General features: G+C 57.3%; 20 protein-coding genes. 16 read left to right on the top strand and 4 right to left on the bottom strand.

The genetic code is table 11. The annotated features are described in order from the left end of the window. Positions 1-23: 23 nt before the first annotated feature. From WF513_RS05565 to pdxJ, 11 genes are all read left to right on the top strand, one after another. Positions 24-617 carry an RseA family anti-sigma factor gene (locus WF513_RS05565; RefSeq protein WP_339082237.1) on the top strand — a complete coding sequence of 198 codons (594 nt, stop codon included), beginning with the start codon at positions 24-26 and terminating at the stop codon, positions 615-617. Between the two features lie 22 nt (positions 618-639). After that, positions 640-1,587, top strand: a complete 948-nt coding sequence (locus tag WF513_RS05570; RefSeq protein ID WP_339082239.1) for a MucB/RseB C-terminal domain-containing protein — start codon at positions 640-642, stop codon at positions 1,585-1,587. Then, positions 1,584-2,039, top strand: a complete 456-nt coding sequence (locus WF513_RS05575; RefSeq protein WP_339082242.1) for a SoxR reducing system RseC family protein — start codon at positions 1,584-1,586, stop codon at positions 2,037-2,039. The genes WF513_RS05570 and WF513_RS05575 overlap by 4 nt, the downstream gene beginning before the upstream one ends. A 28-nt stretch (positions 2,040-2,067) precedes the next feature. Next, positions 2,068-3,504: a DegQ family serine endoprotease gene (locus WF513_RS05580; RefSeq protein WP_339082244.1), complete on the top strand. Its 1,437-nt coding sequence runs from the start codon at positions 2,068-2,070 to the stop codon at positions 3,502-3,504. 148 nt (positions 3,505-3,652) lie between these two features. Then, the gene (gene lepA, locus WF513_RS05585; protein WP_339082246.1) at positions 3,653-5,452 is read left to right on the top strand and encodes a translation elongation factor 4; all 1,800 of its coding nucleotides are present in this window, start codon (positions 3,653-3,655) and stop codon (positions 5,450-5,452) included. A 6-nt stretch (positions 5,453-5,458) separates the two neighbouring features. Then, the gene (lepB, locus tag WF513_RS05590; protein ID WP_339082248.1) at positions 5,459-6,313 is read left to right on the top strand and encodes a signal peptidase I; all 855 of its coding nucleotides are present in this window, start codon (positions 5,459-5,461) and stop codon (positions 6,311-6,313) included. A 104-nt stretch (positions 6,314-6,417) separates the two neighbouring features. Next, positions 6,418-6,795 (top strand): DUF4845 domain-containing protein, encoded by a 378-nt coding sequence (locus WF513_RS05595; RefSeq protein ID WP_339082249.1) that lies wholly within the window; start codon positions 6,418-6,420, stop codon positions 6,793-6,795. After that, a complete protein-coding gene (gene rnc, locus WF513_RS05600; protein WP_339082251.1) occupies positions 6,792-7,481 on the top strand; it encodes a ribonuclease III in 690 nt (229 codons plus the stop codon). Before WF513_RS05595 ends, rnc begins: the two co-directional genes overlap by 4 nt. Next, on the top strand, positions 7,474-8,376 hold the full coding sequence (gene era / locus WF513_RS05605; protein WP_339082253.1) for a GTPase Era: 903 nt from the start codon (positions 7,474-7,476) through the stop codon (positions 8,374-8,376). The genes rnc and era overlap by 8 nt, the downstream gene beginning before the upstream one ends. A 45-nt stretch (positions 8,377-8,421) precedes the next feature. Continuing rightward, positions 8,422-9,120 (top strand): DNA repair protein RecO, encoded by a 699-nt coding sequence (gene recO / locus WF513_RS05610; protein WP_339082255.1) that lies wholly within the window; start codon positions 8,422-8,424, stop codon positions 9,118-9,120. Next, positions 9,113-9,859: a pyridoxine 5'-phosphate synthase gene (gene pdxJ / locus WF513_RS05615; protein ID WP_339082257.1), complete on the top strand. Its 747-nt coding sequence runs from the start codon at positions 9,113-9,115 to the stop codon at positions 9,857-9,859. Before recO ends, pdxJ begins: the two co-directional genes overlap by 8 nt. A gap of 50 nt (positions 9,860-9,909) precedes the next feature. On the opposite strand, the gene cmoB is transcribed toward pdxJ, so the two are convergent. From cmoB to WF513_RS05630, 3 genes are all read right to left on the bottom strand, one after another. Continuing rightward, positions 9,910-10,878 (bottom strand): tRNA 5-methoxyuridine(34)/uridine 5-oxyacetic acid(34) synthase CmoB, encoded by a 969-nt coding sequence (gene cmoB, locus WF513_RS05620; protein WP_339082259.1) that lies wholly within the window; start codon positions 10,876-10,878, stop codon positions 9,910-9,912. Further along, a complete protein-coding gene (cmoA, locus tag WF513_RS05625) occupies positions 10,875-11,618 on the bottom strand; it encodes a carboxy-S-adenosyl-L-methionine synthase CmoA (protein WP_339082261.1) in 744 nt (247 codons plus the stop codon). Before cmoA ends, cmoB begins: the two co-directional genes overlap by 4 nt. A 123-nt stretch (positions 11,619-11,741) precedes the next feature. Continuing rightward, positions 11,742-12,137: a protease inhibitor I42 family protein gene (locus WF513_RS05630; RefSeq protein WP_339082263.1), complete on the bottom strand. Its 396-nt coding sequence runs from the start codon at positions 12,135-12,137 to the stop codon at positions 11,742-11,744. A gap of 275 nt (positions 12,138-12,412) precedes the next feature. Between WF513_RS05630 and WF513_RS05635 the strand changes: the two genes are divergently transcribed. From WF513_RS05635 to WF513_RS05655, 5 genes are all read left to right on the top strand, one after another. Next, positions 12,413-13,165 (top strand): AraC family transcriptional regulator, encoded by a 753-nt coding sequence (locus WF513_RS05635; RefSeq protein WP_339082265.1) that lies wholly within the window; start codon positions 12,413-12,415, stop codon positions 13,163-13,165. A 171-nt stretch (positions 13,166-13,336) separates the two neighbouring features. Beyond that, entirely contained in the window at positions 13,337-14,023 is a 687-nt protein-coding gene (locus WF513_RS05640; RefSeq protein ID WP_339082267.1) for a methylamine utilization protein, read from the top strand. Next, positions 14,010-16,346, top strand: coding sequence for an EAL domain-containing protein (locus WF513_RS05645; RefSeq protein WP_339082269.1), 2,337 nt, complete (start codon positions 14,010-14,012; stop codon positions 16,344-16,346). Before WF513_RS05640 ends, WF513_RS05645 begins: the two co-directional genes overlap by 14 nt. Before the next feature lie 23 nt (positions 16,347-16,369). Continuing rightward, on the top strand, positions 16,370-17,206 hold the full coding sequence (locus tag WF513_RS05650; RefSeq protein WP_339083426.1) for a DUF3034 family protein: 837 nt from the start codon (positions 16,370-16,372) through the stop codon (positions 17,204-17,206). A 2-nt stretch (positions 17,207-17,208) separates the two neighbouring features. Continuing rightward, on the top strand, positions 17,209-17,628 hold the full coding sequence (locus tag WF513_RS05655) for a group 1 truncated hemoglobin (protein WP_339082271.1): 420 nt from the start codon (positions 17,209-17,211) through the stop codon (positions 17,626-17,628). Between the two features lie 9 nt (positions 17,629-17,637). On the opposite strand, the gene WF513_RS05660 is transcribed toward WF513_RS05655, so the two are convergent. Next, entirely contained in the window at positions 17,638-18,495 is an 858-nt protein-coding gene (locus WF513_RS05660; RefSeq protein ID WP_339082273.1) for an HDOD domain-containing protein, read from the bottom strand. Positions 18,496-18,579: the final 84 nt, after the last annotated feature.

An 18,579-nucleotide genomic window follows, 5' to 3' on the forward strand; every position in this document is an offset into this window, starting at 1 on the left:
CGTCAGCCAAGAGAGGAACCGCCATGAGTCGTGAAACCCTGCAGGAATCGCTGTCCGCGGTGATGGATAACCAAGCGGATGAACTTGAATTAAGGCGAGTGCTGGCGGCCAGTGACGACCCTGAGCTGCGCGCAACGTGGTCGCGCTACCAAATTGCCCGAGCGGTGATGCACAAAGAACTGCTTGAACCACGTCTTGATATTGCTGCTGGTATTTCGGCCGCGCTGGCTGCTGATGCTGCACCGGTTGCACCGGCCGCACAGCGAAATCTTTGGCGCACCGTCAGTCGCTTGGCTGTGGCGGCGTCGGTAACTGTTGCAGTGCTGGCGGGTGTGCGCTTTTACAACCAAGATGAAATTGCCGGTACGCAGTTGGCCCAGCAGGCCAGCCAACCGATGCTGAGCATTCCGCAGATCAGCGGTCCAGCAATGCTGGCAGGCTTCAATACCTCCGAGCAGCAAGCAGCTCCCACGCTCAGCGCCGTAGGTAAGGGGCAGCCTGGATGGCACGAACAGCGTCTGCCGGCTTACCTGCGTCAGCATGCACAGCAAGCAACCATGAGTACGAGTGAAGGTGCGCTGCCCTATGCGCGTGCTGCCAGCTTGGAAAACCGTTAACGGGCCGACGTTAAGGATTCGCATGCGCTTCATAACCTCCAGCGTCCTGATACTGAGTAGTCTGCTGGCGCTGCCTGCGGTCGCTGATGAAGGGCAGATGCTGCTGCAGCGTTTGGCAAATGCCGAGCGCACGCAGAGCTTCCAAGGCACCTTTGTTTACGAGCGTAACGGCAGTTTCTCCACGCACAGTATCTGGCACCACGTCAAAGATGACGGAATGGTGCGCGAGCGTTTGCTGCAACTGGATGGTGCTGCACAGGAAGTGCTGCGCGTTGATGGTCAGGTGCACTGCGCCAGCGCTGCATTGGCTGAGCAGGTTGTCGACAGCCAGCTATGGCCTGCTCGGGCACTGGATGCCGAGCAGCTGAGCCAATGGTACGAGCTGCGTGTGGTCGGCCAATCTCGCGTGGCAGGGCGGGCTACCGATGTGTTGGCGCTGGTGCCGCGCGACCAGCATCGCTACGGTATTGAGCTGCACCTCGACCAACAAACGGGCTTGCCATTAAAGTCATTGTTGGTGAATGACAAAGGCCAATTGCTTGAGCGCTTCCAATTTACTCAATTACAGGTCGGAGCTCCTGCAGCGGCTAACCTAGAAGCCAGCGTTGAGTGCCGTGCGGTGAGTGTGTCACCCGTACAGGCTAAGATTTCCAACGCTTGGCAGTCGGACTGGCTGCCGCCAGGGTTTAGCCTGAGTACCACGACCCAGCGTATTAGTCCTGCATCAGACGAGCCGGTGGCCTGCCAGGTGTATGACGATGGGTTGGCGCGTTTTTCGGTATTTATCGAGCCGCTGCGCGGTGAGCCCGTCGAGGACGCCCGCACACAGCTGGGACCTACCGTGGCTGTCTCGCGTAGGTTAAAGACTGCTGAGGGTGACGTCATGGTCACCGTAGTAGGTGAAATACCCTTGGGCACTGCTGAGCGTGTGGCGTTGTCGATGCGTGCAAGCAACGAGGCAGCGCAGTGATTGAGGAGCAAGGACGAGTCGTGGCTGTCGAGCCTGGCGCAGTTTGGGTTGAGACGGTGCGTAAAAGTACCTGCTCCAGTTGTTCAGTTAAAGCCGGTTGTGGCCAAGGTTTGCTCGAGCAACTGGGCGCAAGCGGTCGTCGCGGTTATGTTCGTGCGCTGTCACATCTACAGTTGAATGTGGGTGATGCCGTCGTTATTGGTGTGCGTGAAGACTTGCTAGTGCGCGGCTCGGTGTTGGTTTACCTGCTGCCATTATTTGGCTTGTTTGCGGCAGCTGTTCTGGCTGAGCAAATGGCCTTGAGCGAACCTTGGGTAATATTCAGTGCGTTAATCGGGTTTCTCCTTGCATGCTGCGCGGTGCGTTGGCGCAGTCGCCTCACCGCGGGTGATCCAGACTTACAACCGGTGGTGTTGCGTGCCTTGCTTGCGGGTGCCGCAGCAGCGTTTTAAGACTTTTGTTGGCCTGATGGGGAGCTGTATGTCGAAGCCTAGTCTGAAATCTACTTTTACTGCGTTATGGGCTGTGCTGCTGATGGGGCAGGCGTTTTATGCCCAGGCAAACTTGCCGGACTTCACCGAGTTGGTTGAGCAAGCGTCACCGGCCGTGGTCAACATCAGTACCCGGCAGAAAATACCGGAGCGCGCAGTGGCTGGGGCTGGGCAGCTCAATATGCCTGATCTAGAGGGTTTGCCGCCGATGTTCCGCGAGTTTTTTGAGCGCAATATCCCTCAGGTGCCACGAGAGCCCAGTGATGGTCGTCAGCGTGAGGCTCAGTCCTTAGGTTCGGGCTTTATCATTTCTGCGGATGGTTATGTGTTGACCAATAACCATGTGATTGCCGATGCCGATGAAATCATCGTGCGGTTGGCCGATCGCAGTGAATTGGAAGCCACGCTAGTGGGCACTGACCCGCGTAGCGATGTGGCGCTGCTCAAGGTTGAGGGCACGGGCTTGCCAATCGTCAAGCTGGGCAAGTCGGAAGAGCTGAAAGTAGGCGAGTGGGTCTTGGCAATTGGTTCGCCATTCGGCTTCGACCATTCGGTAACCGCCGGCATTGTCAGCGCCAAAGGCCGTAGCCTGCCCAATGAGAGTTATGTGCCGTTTATTCAAACAGATGTAGCGATCAATCCAGGTAACTCTGGCGGTCCACTGTTTAACCTTGCAGGGGAAGTGGTCGGCATCAATTCGCAAATTTTCACTCGCTCCGGCGGTTTTATGGGCTTGTCGTTCGCCATCCCAATGAGCGTGGCCATGGATGTGGCCGACCAACTCAAGGCGAGCGGCAAAGTCAGCCGTGGCTGGCTGGGCGTAGTGATTCAGGAAGTGAATAAGGACTTAGCCGAATCATTCGGTTTGGATAAGCCGGCGGGAGCGCTGGTTGCTCAGGTGCTTGAGAGCGGCCCTGCAGCTAAAGGCGGTTTGCTGGTGGGTGATGTCATCCTGAGTTTGGATGGTAAGCCGATCATCATGTCTGCTGATCTACCGCATTTGGTTGGCGCACTCAAGCCCGGTGCTCGCGCCGAGTTGGGTGTAGTGCGTGATGGGGCGCGCAAGAAATTGCAGCTGACCATTGGTGCGTTGCCAGAAGAGGGTGAAACCATAGCCGGCAACGCCGGCCCTGGGCCTGAACTCAGCAGCAATCGTCTTGGGGTCAAGGTGGTTGAATTGACTGCCGAGCAGAGCAAGAGCCTCGATCTCAAGGGCGGCGTGGTGATCTCTGAGGTGCAGGATGGCCCAGCGGCGCTTATTGGTCTGCGCCCGGGTGATGTGATCACGCACCTGAACAATCAGGCGATCAGCTCAGCCAAGACCTTTACCGACGTGGCGCAAGCGCTACCGAAAAACCGTTCGGTGTCGATGCGTGTCTTGCGTCAGGGGCGTGCCAGCTTTATTACCTTCAAGCTGGCTGATTAACCGCGTTGGTTAGATAAAAGGGCGACTTCGGTCGCCCTTTTGCATTGTCCTGTTGTGCGGGGTTTGGTGACGTACAAGCTGGCTTTCGGGTACACTTCGCCGCTATTTTCGGCGGGCAGTCGCCTGCGACCTTTTCGAGTGTTGATCCGTGAGTGATTTGAGTCATATCCGCAATTTCTCCATCATCGCCCACATTGACCACGGCAAGTCGACCCTGGCTGACCGTTTTATCCAGATGTGTGGTGGCCTGGCTGACCGTGAAATGGAAGCCCAGGTGCTGGATTCCATGGACCTAGAGCGCGAGCGCGGAATCACCATTAAAGCGCACAGCGTCACCTTGTATTACAAGGCTCGCGACGGCATTACCTACCAGCTGAACTTTATTGATACTCCAGGCCACGTTGACTTCACCTATGAAGTCAGCCGTTCGCTGGCCGCCTGTGAAGGTGCGCTGCTGGTGGTCGATGCAGGGCAGGGCGTTGAAGCGCAATCGGTTGCCAACTGCTACACCGCTATTGAGCAGGGCCTTGAGGTCATGCCGGTGTTGAACAAAATTGATTTGCCGCAGGCCGATCCGGACCGCGTCAAGGACGAGATCGAGAAGATCATCGGCATTGATGCCACCGATGCCGTGACGTGCAGCGCTAAGACCGGCTTAGGCGTCGATGAGGTGCTTGAGCGTTTAGTGCAAGTCATCCCCGCGCCGACCGGAAATATCGACGCGCCGTTGCAAGCCTTGATCATCGATTCTTGGTTCGACAACTACCTGGGCGTGGTTTCCTTGGTGCGCGTTCGCCATGGTCGGATCAAAAAAGGCGACAAGGTGCTGGTGAAATCCACTGGCAAGATTCATTTGGTTGACAGTGTTGGCGTGTTCAACCCGAAACATACCTCAACCGTTGATCTTAAGGCCGGTGAAGTGGGCTTTATCATCGCCGGCATCAAAGATATTCACGGCGCGCCTGTGGGCGATACCCTGACCCTGAGTTCGACGCCGGACGTTGATGTATTGCCGGGCTTCAAGCGCATCCAACCACAGGTGTACGCCGGCCTGTTTCCGGTTAGCTCCGATGATTTCGAGGATTTCCGTGAGGCGCTGCAAAAGCTCACGCTAAACGACTCATCTTTGCAATACACCCCGGAAAGCTCGGACGCACTGGGCTTTGGGTTCCGTTGTGGCTTCCTTGGCATGCTGCACATGGAGATCATTCAGGAGCGCTTAGAGCGCGAATATGACCTAGACCTGATCACCACCGCGCCGACGGTAATTTTTGAGCTGCTGCTCAAAACGGGTGAGACCATTTACGTCGACAACCCGTCTAAATTGCCTGACTTGTCGGCGATTGAAGACATGCGTGAGCCGATTGTGCGCGCCAATATCCTGGTGCCGCAGGAGCATCTGGGTAACGTCATTACTCTGTGCATCGAGAAGCGCGGCGTCCAACACGACATGCTGTTTCTAGGCTCACAGGTGCAAGTCACCTACGACCTGCCGATGAACGAAGTGGTGCTGGACTTCTTTGACCGTCTGAAGTCCACCAGCCGTGGCTACGCCTCGCTGGATTATCACTTTGATCGCTATCAGTCGGCCAATCTGGTCAAGCTGGATGTGCTGATCAACGCTGAGAAAGTCGATGCCTTGGCGCTGATCGTGCACCGTGACAACGCCCACTATAAAGGCCGTGCGTTGACCGAGAAGATGAAAGAGCTGATACCCCGACAGATGTTCGATGTGGCTATTCAGGCCGCTATTGGCGGGCAAATCGTGGCACGGACCACGGTCAAAGCGTTGCGTAAGAACGTTTTGGCTAAATGTTATGGCGGCGACGTAAGCCGTAAACGCAAGCTGCTGGAAAAGCAGAAGGCCGGTAAAAAACGCATGAAGCAAGTCGGCAATGTGGAAATTCCACAAGAAGCCTTCCTCGCCGTGCTCAGGTTGGATAGTTAAAACTCTATGTCGATCAATTTCCCGCTGTTACTGGTTATCGCTGTCGCCGTGTGTGGCGTGCTGGCGTTGTTCGACCTGATCTTTCTGGCGCCGCGCCGGCGAGCGGCTATCAGCACCTACCACAGCCAAGTCAGTGCGCCTGATGAGGCGGTGGTGGCACGCTTGAATAAAGAGCCGTTACTGGTGGAATACGGCAAGTCGTTCTTCCCCGTACTGGCGATTGTGCTGGTGTTGCGCTCGTTTCTGGTTGAACCCTTTCAGATTCCATCCGGCTCGATGAAGCCGACCTTGGAAGTGGGCGATTTTATTCTGGTGAATAAGTTTGCCTATGGCATCCGCTTGCCCGTGCTCGACACCAAGGTGATTGAGGTGGGTGATCCGCAGCGCGGCGATGTGATGGTGTTTCGTTACCCAAGCGACCCCAACATCAACTACATCAAGCGTGTGGTTGGCTTGTCTGGTGATCGTATTGCCTACAGCAGCGATAAGCGCCTGACCATCAATGGTCAATCTGTGGCTCAGCAGTTGATCAGCGATGAGCCGGGCAGCTTGGGCAGTGCCACGTTGTATACCGAGCGGCTTGGGGAAGCGGAGCACCAAATCCGCAAGGAAATGCAGCGTTATCGGCTTGAGCCTGGCCGCGAGTGGGTGGTGCCACAAGGGCACTACTTTATGATGGGCGATAACCGCGACAACTCTAATGACAGCCGCTACTGGAATGACCCGAGCATCCCTAAGCCGCTGCTGGGTATGGTGCCGGATCAAAATATCGTCGGCAAAGCCTTCGCGATCTGGTTGAGCTGGCCGGACCCAAAATCGCGCAACCTGCCTAATTTTTCTCGTGTTGGTCTGATTCACTGACCTGCTGGCTACGTTGCGGCGCGGCTAAATGCCGTGTAGCAGGCTATATATAACCGTGCCTGCAGCCTTAATGGCTTACACATCACTCGAATTTGGGGACAAATATGAACTCGATGCACTCACAAAAAGGCATGTCGATTCTCAGCTGGCTGATGGTCCTTGCCGTTGTCGCCTTTTTGGCCAGCGCGGCGTTCAAGGTATTGCCGCACTACTTCGACAATATGGCCTTGGAAAAAATGATCACCTCCGTTGAGACTGATAAAGCGCTTGATGTTCGCGGTGTAGGCGATTTCTACAGCCACCTCAGCAAAGGCATGCAGGTCAACAGCATTCGTGATTTGAACATGCAGGATGCGATCAAAATCAAAATCGAAAACAACGAATTTCGTGTGCACATGAAGTACGAGAAACGTGAGCCTCTGATTGAGAATATCGATTTGGTGGTGCGTTTCGATAAAGAATTCCGCGTGCGTATGCCGTGAGTGCGTCGTTAGCCCGTCTTGAGCGGCAACTCGGTTACACCTTCAAAGATCAGGAATTGATGATCCTGGCGCTTACTCACCGTAGCTTCGCTGGGCGCAACAACGAGCGCTTAGAGTTTCTCGGTGATGCAATCCTCAATTTTGTTGCCGGTGAAGCGCTGTTTCAGCGCTTTCCTCTGGCCCGTGAAGGCCAGCTTTCTCGCTTGCGTGCGCGCTTAGTCAAGGGTGAGACGCTGGCAATACTGGCCCGCGGCTTTGATTTGGGTGAATACCTGCGCCTGGGTTCGGGGGAGCTCAAAAGCGGTGGTTTTCGCCGTGAGTCGATCCTGGCTGATGCCCTAGAAGCGCTGATCGGCGCTATCTACTTGGACACCGGCATGGAGGCGGCCCGCGAGCGTGTGCTGGCCTGGCTGACCACTGAAATTGCAAGCCTGACGCTGGTCGACACCAATAAAGACCCGAAAACCCGCCTGCAGGAATTTCTGCAATCGCGTGGTTGTGAGCTGCCACGTTACGAAGTGGTGGACATACAAGGCGAGCCGCACTGTCGGTCATTTGTCGTCGAGTGTCAGATTACCTTACTGAATGATAAAACCCTGGGGCAGGGCGCTAGCCGGCGGATTGCCGAGCAGGTGGCTGCTGCTGCCGCGCTGATCGCCCTAGGTGTGGAGAATGGCAATGACTGATGCACCTGTTACACGCTGTGGCTATGTCGCCATCGTTGGCCGGCCTAACGTGGGCAAGTCGACGTTGCTCAATCACATCCTCGGGCAAAAACTCGCAATCACCTCGCGCAAGCCGCAAACCACGCGACACAACATGCTCGGCATCAAGACCGAAGGTGATGTACAGGCGATTTATGTCGACACCCCCGGCCTGCACAAGAACAATGAGAAGGCACTCAACCGCTATATGAATAGAAACGCCTCGTCGGCACTGAAAGATGTCGACGTGGTGATATTCGTCGTTGATCGCACCCGCTGGACCGACGAAGACCAGATGGTCCTTGAGCGTATTCAATACGTTGAGGGTCCGGTGATTCTGGCGATCAACAAGACGGATCGGGTCGAAGACAAGGCCGATCTGATGCCGCATCTAGAGTGGCTGGCTACCCAGCTACCAAAGGCTGAAATCGTGCCGGTGTCCGCCCAGCATGGGCACAACTTGGATACTCTGGAAAAACTGGTAGGCGAGCGTTTACCGGAAGGCGTTCACTTCTTCCCGGAAGATCAGGTCACCGATCGCTCCAGCCGTTTCTTCGCTGCAGAGTTGGTGCGCGAGAAAATCATGCGTCAACTCGGCGCTGAGCTGCCGTACCAGATCACCGTAGAAATTGAGGAATTCAAGCGCGACGGGCGCATTCTGCATATCCATGCGCTGATTCTGGTGGAGCGTGATGGGCAGAAGAAAATCATCATTGGCGACAAAGGTGAGCGCATCAAACGCATTGGCCAAGAAGCGCGCAAGGACATGGAAGTGATGTTCGACTCCAAAGTGATGCTAAACCTTTGGGTCAAGGTTAAAAGTGGCTGGTCGGATGATGAGCGCGCGTTGCGTTCTTTAGGTTACAGCGACATCTGATGCCTCTGCGGGCGCGCCATGCGCCTGCCATTTTGAGTAAGCCCCATGCTTGCCCCCAGCCAGCCGGCCTACGTTCTACACAGCCGTGCTTACCGCGAAAGCAGCGCGCTGGTGGATTTTCTCACCCCGCAAGGTCGCCTGCGTGCGGTCATGCGGGGCGCGCGAGGTAAGGCGGGCAGCCTGGCGCGCCCTTTTATCCCGCTAGAAGCTGAGTTTCGCGGGCGCGGCGAATTGAAGAACGTCGCGCGCCTTGAGCCGGCGGGTATCCCCAACCTACTCGGCGGCGAGGCGTTATTCAGCGGCTTGTACCTTAATGAACTGCTGATTCGCTTGCTGCCCGCTGAAGATCCGAACCCCGCGATTTTTCAACATTACGCCATGACCGTGCTCGGGCTGGCCGAAGGCCGCGCAATTGAACCCCTGCTGCGTTCTTTTGAATGGCGTTTGTTGGATGAGCTGGGCTATGGTTTCGCCTTGGATCTGGACAGCGAAGGCCAAGCCATTGCTGAGGACGGCCTGTATCGGCTGCAGACCGAAACCGGGCTGGTGCCGGTTGGGCACTTGCAGCCTGGGGTTTTTCAGGGGGCCGAGTTGCTGGCCATGGCGCAAGCCGACTGGGCTGCGCCGGGAGCTTTAGCGGCAGCCAAGCGCTTGATGCGTCAGGCGCTAGCCCCTCATTTAGGCGGTAGGCCGTTGGTCAGCCGCGAACTGTTTATGACGCTCAAGGAGCCAAACCGTGACTGATGCCAATCGTATTTTGTTGGGTGTGAACATCGACCATGTGGCGACCTTACGTCAGGCCCGTGGCACTCGCTATCCAGACCCGGTCAAGGCCGCCCTGGACGCTGAAGAAGCTGGGGCTGACGGCATTACCGTGCACCTGCGTGAAGATCGTCGGCATATCCAAGAACGCGATGTGCGTCTGCTCAAAGAGGTCATGCAGACGCGCATGAACTTTGAGATGGGCGTGACTGAAGCGATGCTTGCGTTTGCCGAGAGTATTCGCCCCGAGCACATTTGCTTAGTGCCGGAAACCCGCCAAGAGCTGACCACTGAGGGTGGTTTGGATGTGGCCGGGCAGCAAGAGCGTATTCGCGCCGCCGTGCAGCGTTTAAGTAAGATCGGCTGCGAAGTGTCGCTGTTTATCGACCCCGAGCCCGCGCAAATTGAGGCGTGCAAACGCGTCGGTGCGCCGGCTATTGAGCTGCACACAGGCCGCTATGCCGATGCACAAACGCCGCAAGAAGCGGCGCGCGAATTAGCAAGGATTCGTGACGGCGTGGCCTGCGGTCTGTCCCATGGACTGATCGTTAATGCGGGCCACGGCCTGCATTACCACAACGTCGAGCCAGTGGCGGCGATTGCCGGGATCAACGAGCTGAATATCGGCCACGCGCTGGTATCGCATGCACTGTTTGTCGGCTTTAAGCAGGCAGTGTTGGAAATGAAACAACTGATCACCGCAGCCGCGAATCGCGGCTAGTTGGGGGCTTATTTGCAAGATGGGTTAGGCCGCTGCGTGACTAACTCATCCTAAGGCTTACGCGCGATTAGCACAGCGCGGCTTGGCGCTGGCAAACCTTCGACGGTGCGGCTGTGATCAGCGGGGTCGAGGAACTCAGGCAGCGACTGGAAGCGCATCCACTCGGTTGAGCGTTGCTCCTCCACGCGGGTGGTGCTGACATCTACGCAGCGCACGTCAACAAAACCGGCGCGGCGTAGCCAAAGTTCGAGCGCCGGCACCGACGGCAAGAACCAAACGTTGCGCATTTGCGCGTAGCGATCCTCAGGTACCAGTACCTGCTGCGCATCGCCCTCGACCACCAACGTTTCCAACACCAGCTCGCCGTCTTTAACCAAGCAATCCTTGAGGTCAATCAGGTGATCAATGGGCGAGCGGCGGTGATACAGCACACCCATTGAAAATACTGTGTCGAAGCCTTGTAGCTTGCCGGGTAATTCCTCAAAAGCCAGCGGCAGATGCCAGGCCGATAAGTCAGGTAGGTAATTCTTTATTGCTAAAAACTGGCAGAGGAACAACCAGTTGGGGTCAATGCCGACCACGCTGTCTGCGCCAGCGCCGAGCATGCGCCACATGTAATAACCGTTGCCGCAGCCGACATCTAGCACGCGTTTGCCTTTGAGGTCGAGGTAGGGCGCGACCCGCTGCCACTTCCAGTCCGAGCGCCATTCGGTGTCGACGTGTACATCAAATAAATGAAACGGTCCTTTGCGCCAAGGGATCAGGCCCTGCAGCGCGGCTTTTAGCGTTGCGCGCGTCGGCTCGTCGCAACGTCCGTTAAAACTAAAGTGATGCAGCATCTCTAATTGTTCAACGTTGAGCGTCGGCAGCGCTTCAATTGCGCCGTACCAGCGTTGCAAATCGCCATGGCCGATGGCCAGTTTGGCATCGATCTGCCCGGGTAGGTCGGCTGACCACTCCTGCAAGGGCGTGCCGGCAAGTTTGGCTTGCAGGGCGTCGAGGTCGAGACGGCTGATCATGGCAGGGCAATCACTGAGGCGAAGTTAAGGCACTGGAACCACGGCACGACTTGGCTGAAACCTGCGGCCAGTAAACGTTCGCGGTGCTGTTCAAGGCTGTCTGGGAGCATGACTTTCTCGATGGCGCTGCGCTTTTGCGCGATTTCCAGCTCGCTGTAACCGTTGGCACGCTTGAAGGCGATGTGTAGATCGCCGAGGAGGGCATGGTGTTTGGCATCTGCAAAGTGCAGTTTTTCCGAGAGAATCAGTGCACCGCCGGGCAGTAGCGCCTGGCGAATGCGCGCGAGCAATTCGAGGCGTTGTTCGGGCTGGATAAATTGCAGGGTGAAGTTCAGGGCCACCAGTGAGGTGGGTTGAAAATCGAGGGTGAGGATGTCGGCTTCGATGACCTCGACGGGCAATAATTCCTGAAACATTGAGTCTTGCGCGTGCAGGTACTCGCGACAGCGCGCAACCATGGCGCTGGAGTTGTCCACGGCAATCACTCGGCAATCTTCGATCTGCACATGCCGGCGCAGGGCTTGCGTCACGGCGCCAAGGGAGCTGCCAAGGTCGTAGAGCACGCTGTGCGGTTGGGCAAATTGGCCCGCGAGCACGCCAATATTCTCAACAATGGTCGGATAGCCCGGCACCGAGCGTTTGATCATGTCAGGGAATACCCGCACCACATCCTCGTTAAACACGAAGTCCGGCACCGAGGCCAAGGGTTGGGCGAAAAGACGGTCGGGCTGTTTGCTCACGTTGGTTGCGCACTGGTCGATAAGGCCAAGCATCTTAGCCAAGTGCAGGCTATAGCCCAACGCTGATTGCAGCTATTGGTCGCAAAATAGCGGTGCAATCGGCAACAAGACCCTCGTGCAGCTTCACTCAACCGTGAGTGCGCAGTCAAAACGCTGCGCGGGAACCACGCCGACCTCCCAAGGCCGTTCATAAGTTAGGGCCAATTGGCCCTCACCAGCCTTGGCCACTTTGAAACGCCAAGTAGAAATCCCTCCGCTACCCACCAGCCCTTCGTCTTCCGGGTTGCTGTAAACCTCCGGGCCAAGACTTTGCAAAACCTGCGGCGCAGAGTCACGCAGCAGCCAGCGAAAACCGGTGGTGGGGTTACTTGGCAAGCGCAAAATAAACTGTTGGCCGACCTGCAGTGACAGCGGGCATTTGTTTTGCTGTCTTTGCTCCAGAGTGATGCTGCTGGGTGTTTGGACGCAGGCTGTGAGTAATACAAGGCTTAGCGCCAGGGTCAGGCGGGGAACAACCATGCTGAGCTCCATGGGAACGTTTAGGTTTGCAGCATAGCCGTTAAGGCGTGCCTGCGGAATTCTGCAGCACGTGCCAACTGAGCATGATTTAGCCTCGCCGCTTGACGCGTGTCCTGGCGAGTTATGCCAATGCTTGCCGCCTGTGCACGCTGTTTTTAGAGCGTTTAATCAGGCTGCATGACCCCCACTCAACAGCGGTCATTGGTCATACAGGCTGCAGTTTTACTGGCTAAAGGGTTAAAGTTGCACCTCTGCCACTTGGGGTTGCACTTTTAATGCTCAACGCGCGTTTGATACGTCTCGATGACCAAGCCCATGAACACACCCACGACCATCATCAGTTGGTGTTGTCGTTGGCTGGGCGCGCTGAGTTTGAGGTTAATGGCCGGGGTGGTGAGGTGTGTCGCATGCGCGCCTGTCTGGTGCCAGGGGATGCAGACCATCAGTTCGCCGGTATGGGCGACAACCGCATGCTGATCATCGATCTGGATGAGCAAGGCCTTTCCAGCGATGACCTGCAACTGCTAACCGGCTTGTTTGAAAAGCCACGTTATCCCCAGCTGGATGCCGATTTTCAGAATCTCCTCAGCTACGCCGGCGCCGAGCTGCAGCGTTACGGCGCTGATCCGCTGCTGGCGCGGGCGCTTGGCGGCGTCTTGCTGCGTGCCTTGCACCTGCGTTTGTTCGGCGAGCAACACGTGCGGGCCGTGGGCTCGCTGAACGTGGAGCGACTCGACCGCTATATCGCCGAGCACCTCGCGCGGCGTATCAGTGTGGCTGAACTGGCCCAAGTGGCTTGCCTGAGCCCCAGTCATTTCCATGCGCAGTTCAAAGACTGCGTCGGCCTGACGCCTCATCAATACTTGCTGAAAACCCGCCTTGATCACGCGGCGCGATTACTGCGCGAGAGCACTTTGCCGCTTATTCGCATTGCTGAGGAGTGCGGCTTCTCCAGCCAGAGTGCGCTGACCACAGCCATGCACCGCTACCTTGGCCTAACCCCCAAGCGCCTGCGCGCTGCTAACTAAACGCTCCCTCTTCGACCCGCTGCGTCTTACCTGTACAAATGATTCAGCGGCGCACGTTCACAGTGGGGGTGAACTTCTCCGCTTGGCCGGCTAAGCTGGGACCTACCGAGGCATTCACTGTGCCAGGCAAGGAAGCCGTGACAATCAAGTGTGCCCCCTTGAGAAGCCTTGATGAGCCAGTACCTGCAAGTGTCGTTAGCGTTTTCGTTGCTGGGCGCATTGCTGCTCAGTGCCCCGTTGCAGGCAGCCGGCCTGCGCGCCGAACTGGTGGACAGCCAAGGCCAGCCTCTTGCTAATGGGGTGCTCAGCTTGCGCAGCCTGGCTGACCCGGCGGCTGTGTCGGCTACCGCCATCATGGATCAACGCTTGCAGCAGTTTGCACCCACCGTGCTTGCAGTGCGCAGCGGTACCTCGGTGACGTTCCCTAACAGCGATAATATTCGCCACCACGTCTATTCCTTCTCCTTGGCCAAGCGCTTTGAACTGCGCTTATACCAAGGCACTCCCAGTGAACCGGTGATCTTCGATAAACCCGGAGTGGTGGTGCTCGGCTGCAACATCCATGACTGGATGGTGGGTTATGTCTATGTCACCGATGACCCGTGGTTCGCCGTCAGTGACGAACAAGGGCGGTTGAACCTCGATCAGTTGCCGCCGGGCCGCTACACAGCGAGTATTTGGCACCCGCAAGCACCGCAGATGCTGCCGCAAGCGGCGGGCGAGGTGCAGGTGACTGAGGCCGTCCTTGAGCAGCGCTTTACCCTGGCCACGCAGGCCCCCGCTGCTCAGGCCGCGCCGAGTGCGCCGGTGAGTGCTTTTGGTGATGCATTTAAGAAGGCTCGCGATGCTGCGCAATAGTTTTCAGGCCCGCATTGCCGGCGTATTGGTCATGCTCTTGTTGGTTGTGATTGGTGCATTGTATGTGGCCGTGCAAGCGGCGACTGATGCGGCAGTACGCAGCCAAGCGCGTGAGCAGCTGGATGTCGGTAGCTTAGTGTTTCAGCGGTTGCTCGAGATGCGCGGCCGGCAGTTGCATGATGCAGTGCAGGTGTTGGTTGCTGATTTTGGTTTTAAAGCTGCCGTGGCCAGTGCTGACGCGGAGACCATTCGCTCGGCGTTGGCCAACCATGGTGCGCGGATCAATGCCAGTGCAGTCATGATGCTGAGCCTGGATGGCAATCTTGAAATCAGCACCGATCGACAGATCAGCGGCGAGACAGCCCAGCGCCTGAGCGTCGAAGTGATGCAGCGCCAGCGTGATGGCACGCAGATTTTCTTGATGCCGATTGCCGACAAAATCTATTTGCTGGTCCAAGCCACCGTCGCGGCGCCGTTGCCGATTGCCCGGGTGATGATGGGCTTTCAGGTGGATGACGCCTTTGCCGCCGAACTGCGTGAATTGGCCCACTTGGACTTGACCCTCCTGGCAACCCAAGACGGTGTCGCCGATATCTGGATCAGCACCCTGCCGCCGGCACAGCGTGAACAGCTACAAGGCAGCATGGCTGCGTTGCCGGATGATGCGGTGAGCTTGATCGGTGCTGAGTCCTATCTCAATCAGACCTTGGTACTGGCCAGTGGCGACGGTTTTGCCGTGCATGCGCTGCTGCACAAATCCTTGAATCAAGCGCAGCAGGCCTTTGCGCCGCTGGATAAGAATATTCTGCTGATTGCCATGGCGGCACTGAGCGCTTCTCTGGGCGGCGCATTACTGCTGGCGCGCTCTGTGTCGCAGCCCGTGCAGCAACTGGCTGCAGTTGCCGAGCGGATACGCCAAGGGGATTATCAAGCCAGCTTGGATTTGCACCGCAGTGATGAATTGGGTCGCTTGGCCACGGCGTTTAAGGCCATGCAACAGGGTATTGCCGACCGTGAACGACAGCTGGCGCACAACGCCTTGCATGACGCGCTCACCGAGTTACCCAACCGCACACTGGCGCTGGAACGCCTCGGCAGCGCCATCACAGCGCAGCGGCCTACGGCATTGTTGTACGTGGGCGTGGCGAATTTTCGCGCCGTCAATGAAAGCTTGGGGCCACAAGGCGGGGACGTGGCGCTGCAACAGCTGAGCGCTCGTTTACAGACGACCCTGCGCCCTGGTGACAGTGTGGCGCGGATTATTGGCGATGAATTTCTGTTGCTGCTGGAACATACCGACACCGACGGTGCTGTAGGCATCGCTGATAAGGTTCAGCAGCTGCTGCTCAAACCGTTGCGGGTCGGCACCCAAGATGTCGTTATGGAATGCCGTATCGGTATTGCCAGCTACCCGGCGGATGGCAACGCGCCAGAAGAGCTGCTGCGTCGGGCGACCATCGCCATGCAGGACGCCGCCGGCACAGCCAGCAACCTGCAGGTCTACCAACGCGGCCGCGATGATGCTCAGCAGCGGCAGATCCGCTTGATTCGTGATTTGCGCCATGCCCCAGCCAGGGCCGAGCTGCAGTTGCACTACCAGCCCAAACTGGATATTGCCGACGGCCAAGTACGCCAGGCTGAAGCCCTGTTGCGTTGGCAACACCCTGAGTTGGGTATGGTTTCACCCGGAGAATTTATTCCGTTAGCTGAGCGCAGCGGCAGCATCACCTTGCTGACCGCTTGGGTAATAGAGGAGGTCATGCGTCAATGGCGCGAATGGTCCGGGCGTGGCCTGCATGTTCAGGTGTCGTTGAATATTGCCACCGAAGACCTGATTGACCCGCAGTTACCGGCGCGAGTCCGCGAATTATTAGTCAAGTATCAGGTGCCTGCTGAGCAGCTGATTTTTGAAATCACTGAAAGCGGGGTGATGCTCAATCCAGAGATCGCCCTGCAAGTGCTGCATGGCCTGCGTGAGTGCGGTATCAGCTTGTCGGTGGATGACTTTGGTACGGGTTACTCGTCCCTGGCCCAGCTCAAGCGCATGCCGGTGCAGGAGTTGAAGATCGATCAATCGTTTATCCGTGATCTGGACGACGCCAGTGAGGATGCGGTGATCGTGCGTTCAACTATCGAAATGAGCCACAGCTTGGGTCTTAAAGTAGTGGCTGAAGGGGTTGAGTTGGAGCGCAGCTTGCAGCTGCTGGCGCGCTGGAACTGCGACACCGCGCAGGGCTACCTAATTAGCCGGCCATTGGCGGCGCAAGCGTTTGAAACCTGGATGGCGCAGCGTGCGGACGCCGCCACAAGCGCGGTGCAGTGAGCATGAAAAACCTGTTCAGCGGTATGGTTTTATTACTCGGGCTATTAGCCAATTGGGCGTGGGCTGACGGCCGTTTGCTTGCCACTGGTGGTGCCAGCAGTATTGAAGGTGCTGCGGGTGGCGGGATCACGCCTTGGGCTGTGCTGGCCGGTTATGGTGAGCGCGGTGAGTGGGGCGCGGACGTTTTCGCCACGCGGGTGCAAAGCGCTGACTATCGCTTGGATGTGGCCGGCATTAGCGCAGCGTTTGATAACCGTATCGAGCTGTCTTACGCGCGCCAGCGCTTGGACCTCAGCACGCTAGCGCGCAACCTGAGCCTGCCAGAAAGCAGCTTAAGCCAAGATATTTTTGGTCTCAAAGTGCGCCTATTTGGCGACCTGATCTACGACCAGCTGCCGCAGGTGTCAGTGGGCATTCAGCACAAACGGCAGAAAGATTTCCCGATTCCCAGCCTGATTGGCGCGCAGCGCAGCGAAGACACTGAAGGCTATATCAGCGCCAGTCGACTGATCCTTGGCGGCGCTTTTGGCTACAACTTGCTGCTTAACGGCGGCCTGCGCTATAGCCGGGCCAACGAGCTGGGCCTGTTGGGTTTTGGTGGTGATCGCCGGGATCGTCACTCGGTGCTTAAAGAAGGTTCAGTGGCTGTGTTGTTCAACCCACGTTGGGCGCTGGGGGTGGAATACCGCGAGAAGCCCGACAATTTAAGCTTTGCCGGGGAGAGTGACTGGGCCGATCTGTTTCTGGGCTACTTCCCCAACAAGCATGTCGCGCTGGTGCTGGCCTATGCACGCCTGGGTGAAATCGCCACGCTGGATAATCAGGACGGTGTTTATCTGTCCGTACAGGGGAGTTTCTGAGCATGCGCAGCCTGCTGCTGATGATGTTTATCACCCTAACAGCGTGCGTCCAACAGCCGCCTAAAGATGACAGCCTCTACCGTGACTTAGGCGAGCAGGCCGGGATTACCCGTATCATCGAGGGCATGCTGCTGAATATCGCCGGTGATCCGCGCATCGTTCGGCATTTCGAGAGCATCGATATCGTGCGCCTGCGCGATAAGCTGGTTGAGCAAGTCTGCGTTGAAGCCGGTGGTCCCTGCACCTACACCGGCGACAGCATGGAGGAAAGCCACAAGGGCCAAAACCTCACGCCGAGCGATTTCAACGCCTTGGTTGAGAACTTGCAGGCGGCCATGAGTAGCCAGGGCGTGGCCATGCCCGCGCAGAACCGCCTGCTGGCACGCCTTGCGCCCATGCGCGCGCAGATAATCTACCGTTAAAAGGCAGTTTCAGCGCAAGGTCTGAGCAATCGCCAAAATATCGGCGCGGTGGTTACTCAGCAGGCTGAGCTCGCCGTTGTCATCGATATGATCCTGCGGCGCTATTAGCTTTTGATAGGCCGCGAGCTCCTGCAGGGGTGGCAGTTGAGCCTCTGTGCCCTGTGCCTTGCTCACGTGATAAAGCGCCAAGTTAACCATGTCCAGTAATTGCAGCTTGTGCCCTGGGCTGGAGTGCCAATTGCCCGTGTTACGGATGATTTCGATGTAGTTGTCATCCACTGACCATTTCTTCAGCACGATAATGCCGAGTGATTGGCTGTATTCGCTGCACAGCTTGTCATACAGCTCGCTGGAGGGCGTCACGCTGTCATTACGAAACGCCGAGAGTACGGCCAGAGAGCCCACCTCACTGAGCAGGCTGGCCAGCAGGGCGTGTTCTGCCGTCACAGTGCCAAGCAAGCCCGCGAGCATGGCGCAGGTGCTGGCCTTAATGACTAAGCGCTCCCATGCCTGCACAAATAATTTTTTATGCCCAGCGCTGTGCAGGGTAAACAGGCTTTTGACGCTGTGTACCATGGTAATCCGACCTACTTCAGCCATGCCGAGCCGGCTGACCACGTCAAGCAGCGTTTTCGGTGCCATGGTCTGACGAAATAAGGCACTGGATGCATGTTTCATCAGCAGGGCGCTGAGCGCCGGGTCACGGCTGATCAAGCGCGCTAGGGCCGTAAGCGAGATGGCTGGATCACTCAGAGCGCGGCGTATATCCAAGGTAATGGTGGGTAAGCTGGGCAATTGTTCCTCGCCCTGCATTAACTGCGAAACCAAGGTCCGGTAGATTGAATAATCGGATGTTGCGCTCTGCAATACACACCTCCATGTTGGGCGCAGGCAGTCTAAATAGGCACTGTGCGGGTAAGCTGGGGCAGTAGGCTACCGCAGCACCTACAG

It is taken from the genome of Pseudomonas sp. TMP9 (genome assembly GCF_037943105.1).
Taxonomy (GTDB): domain Bacteria; phylum Pseudomonadota; class Gammaproteobacteria; order Pseudomonadales; family Pseudomonadaceae; genus Aquipseudomonas.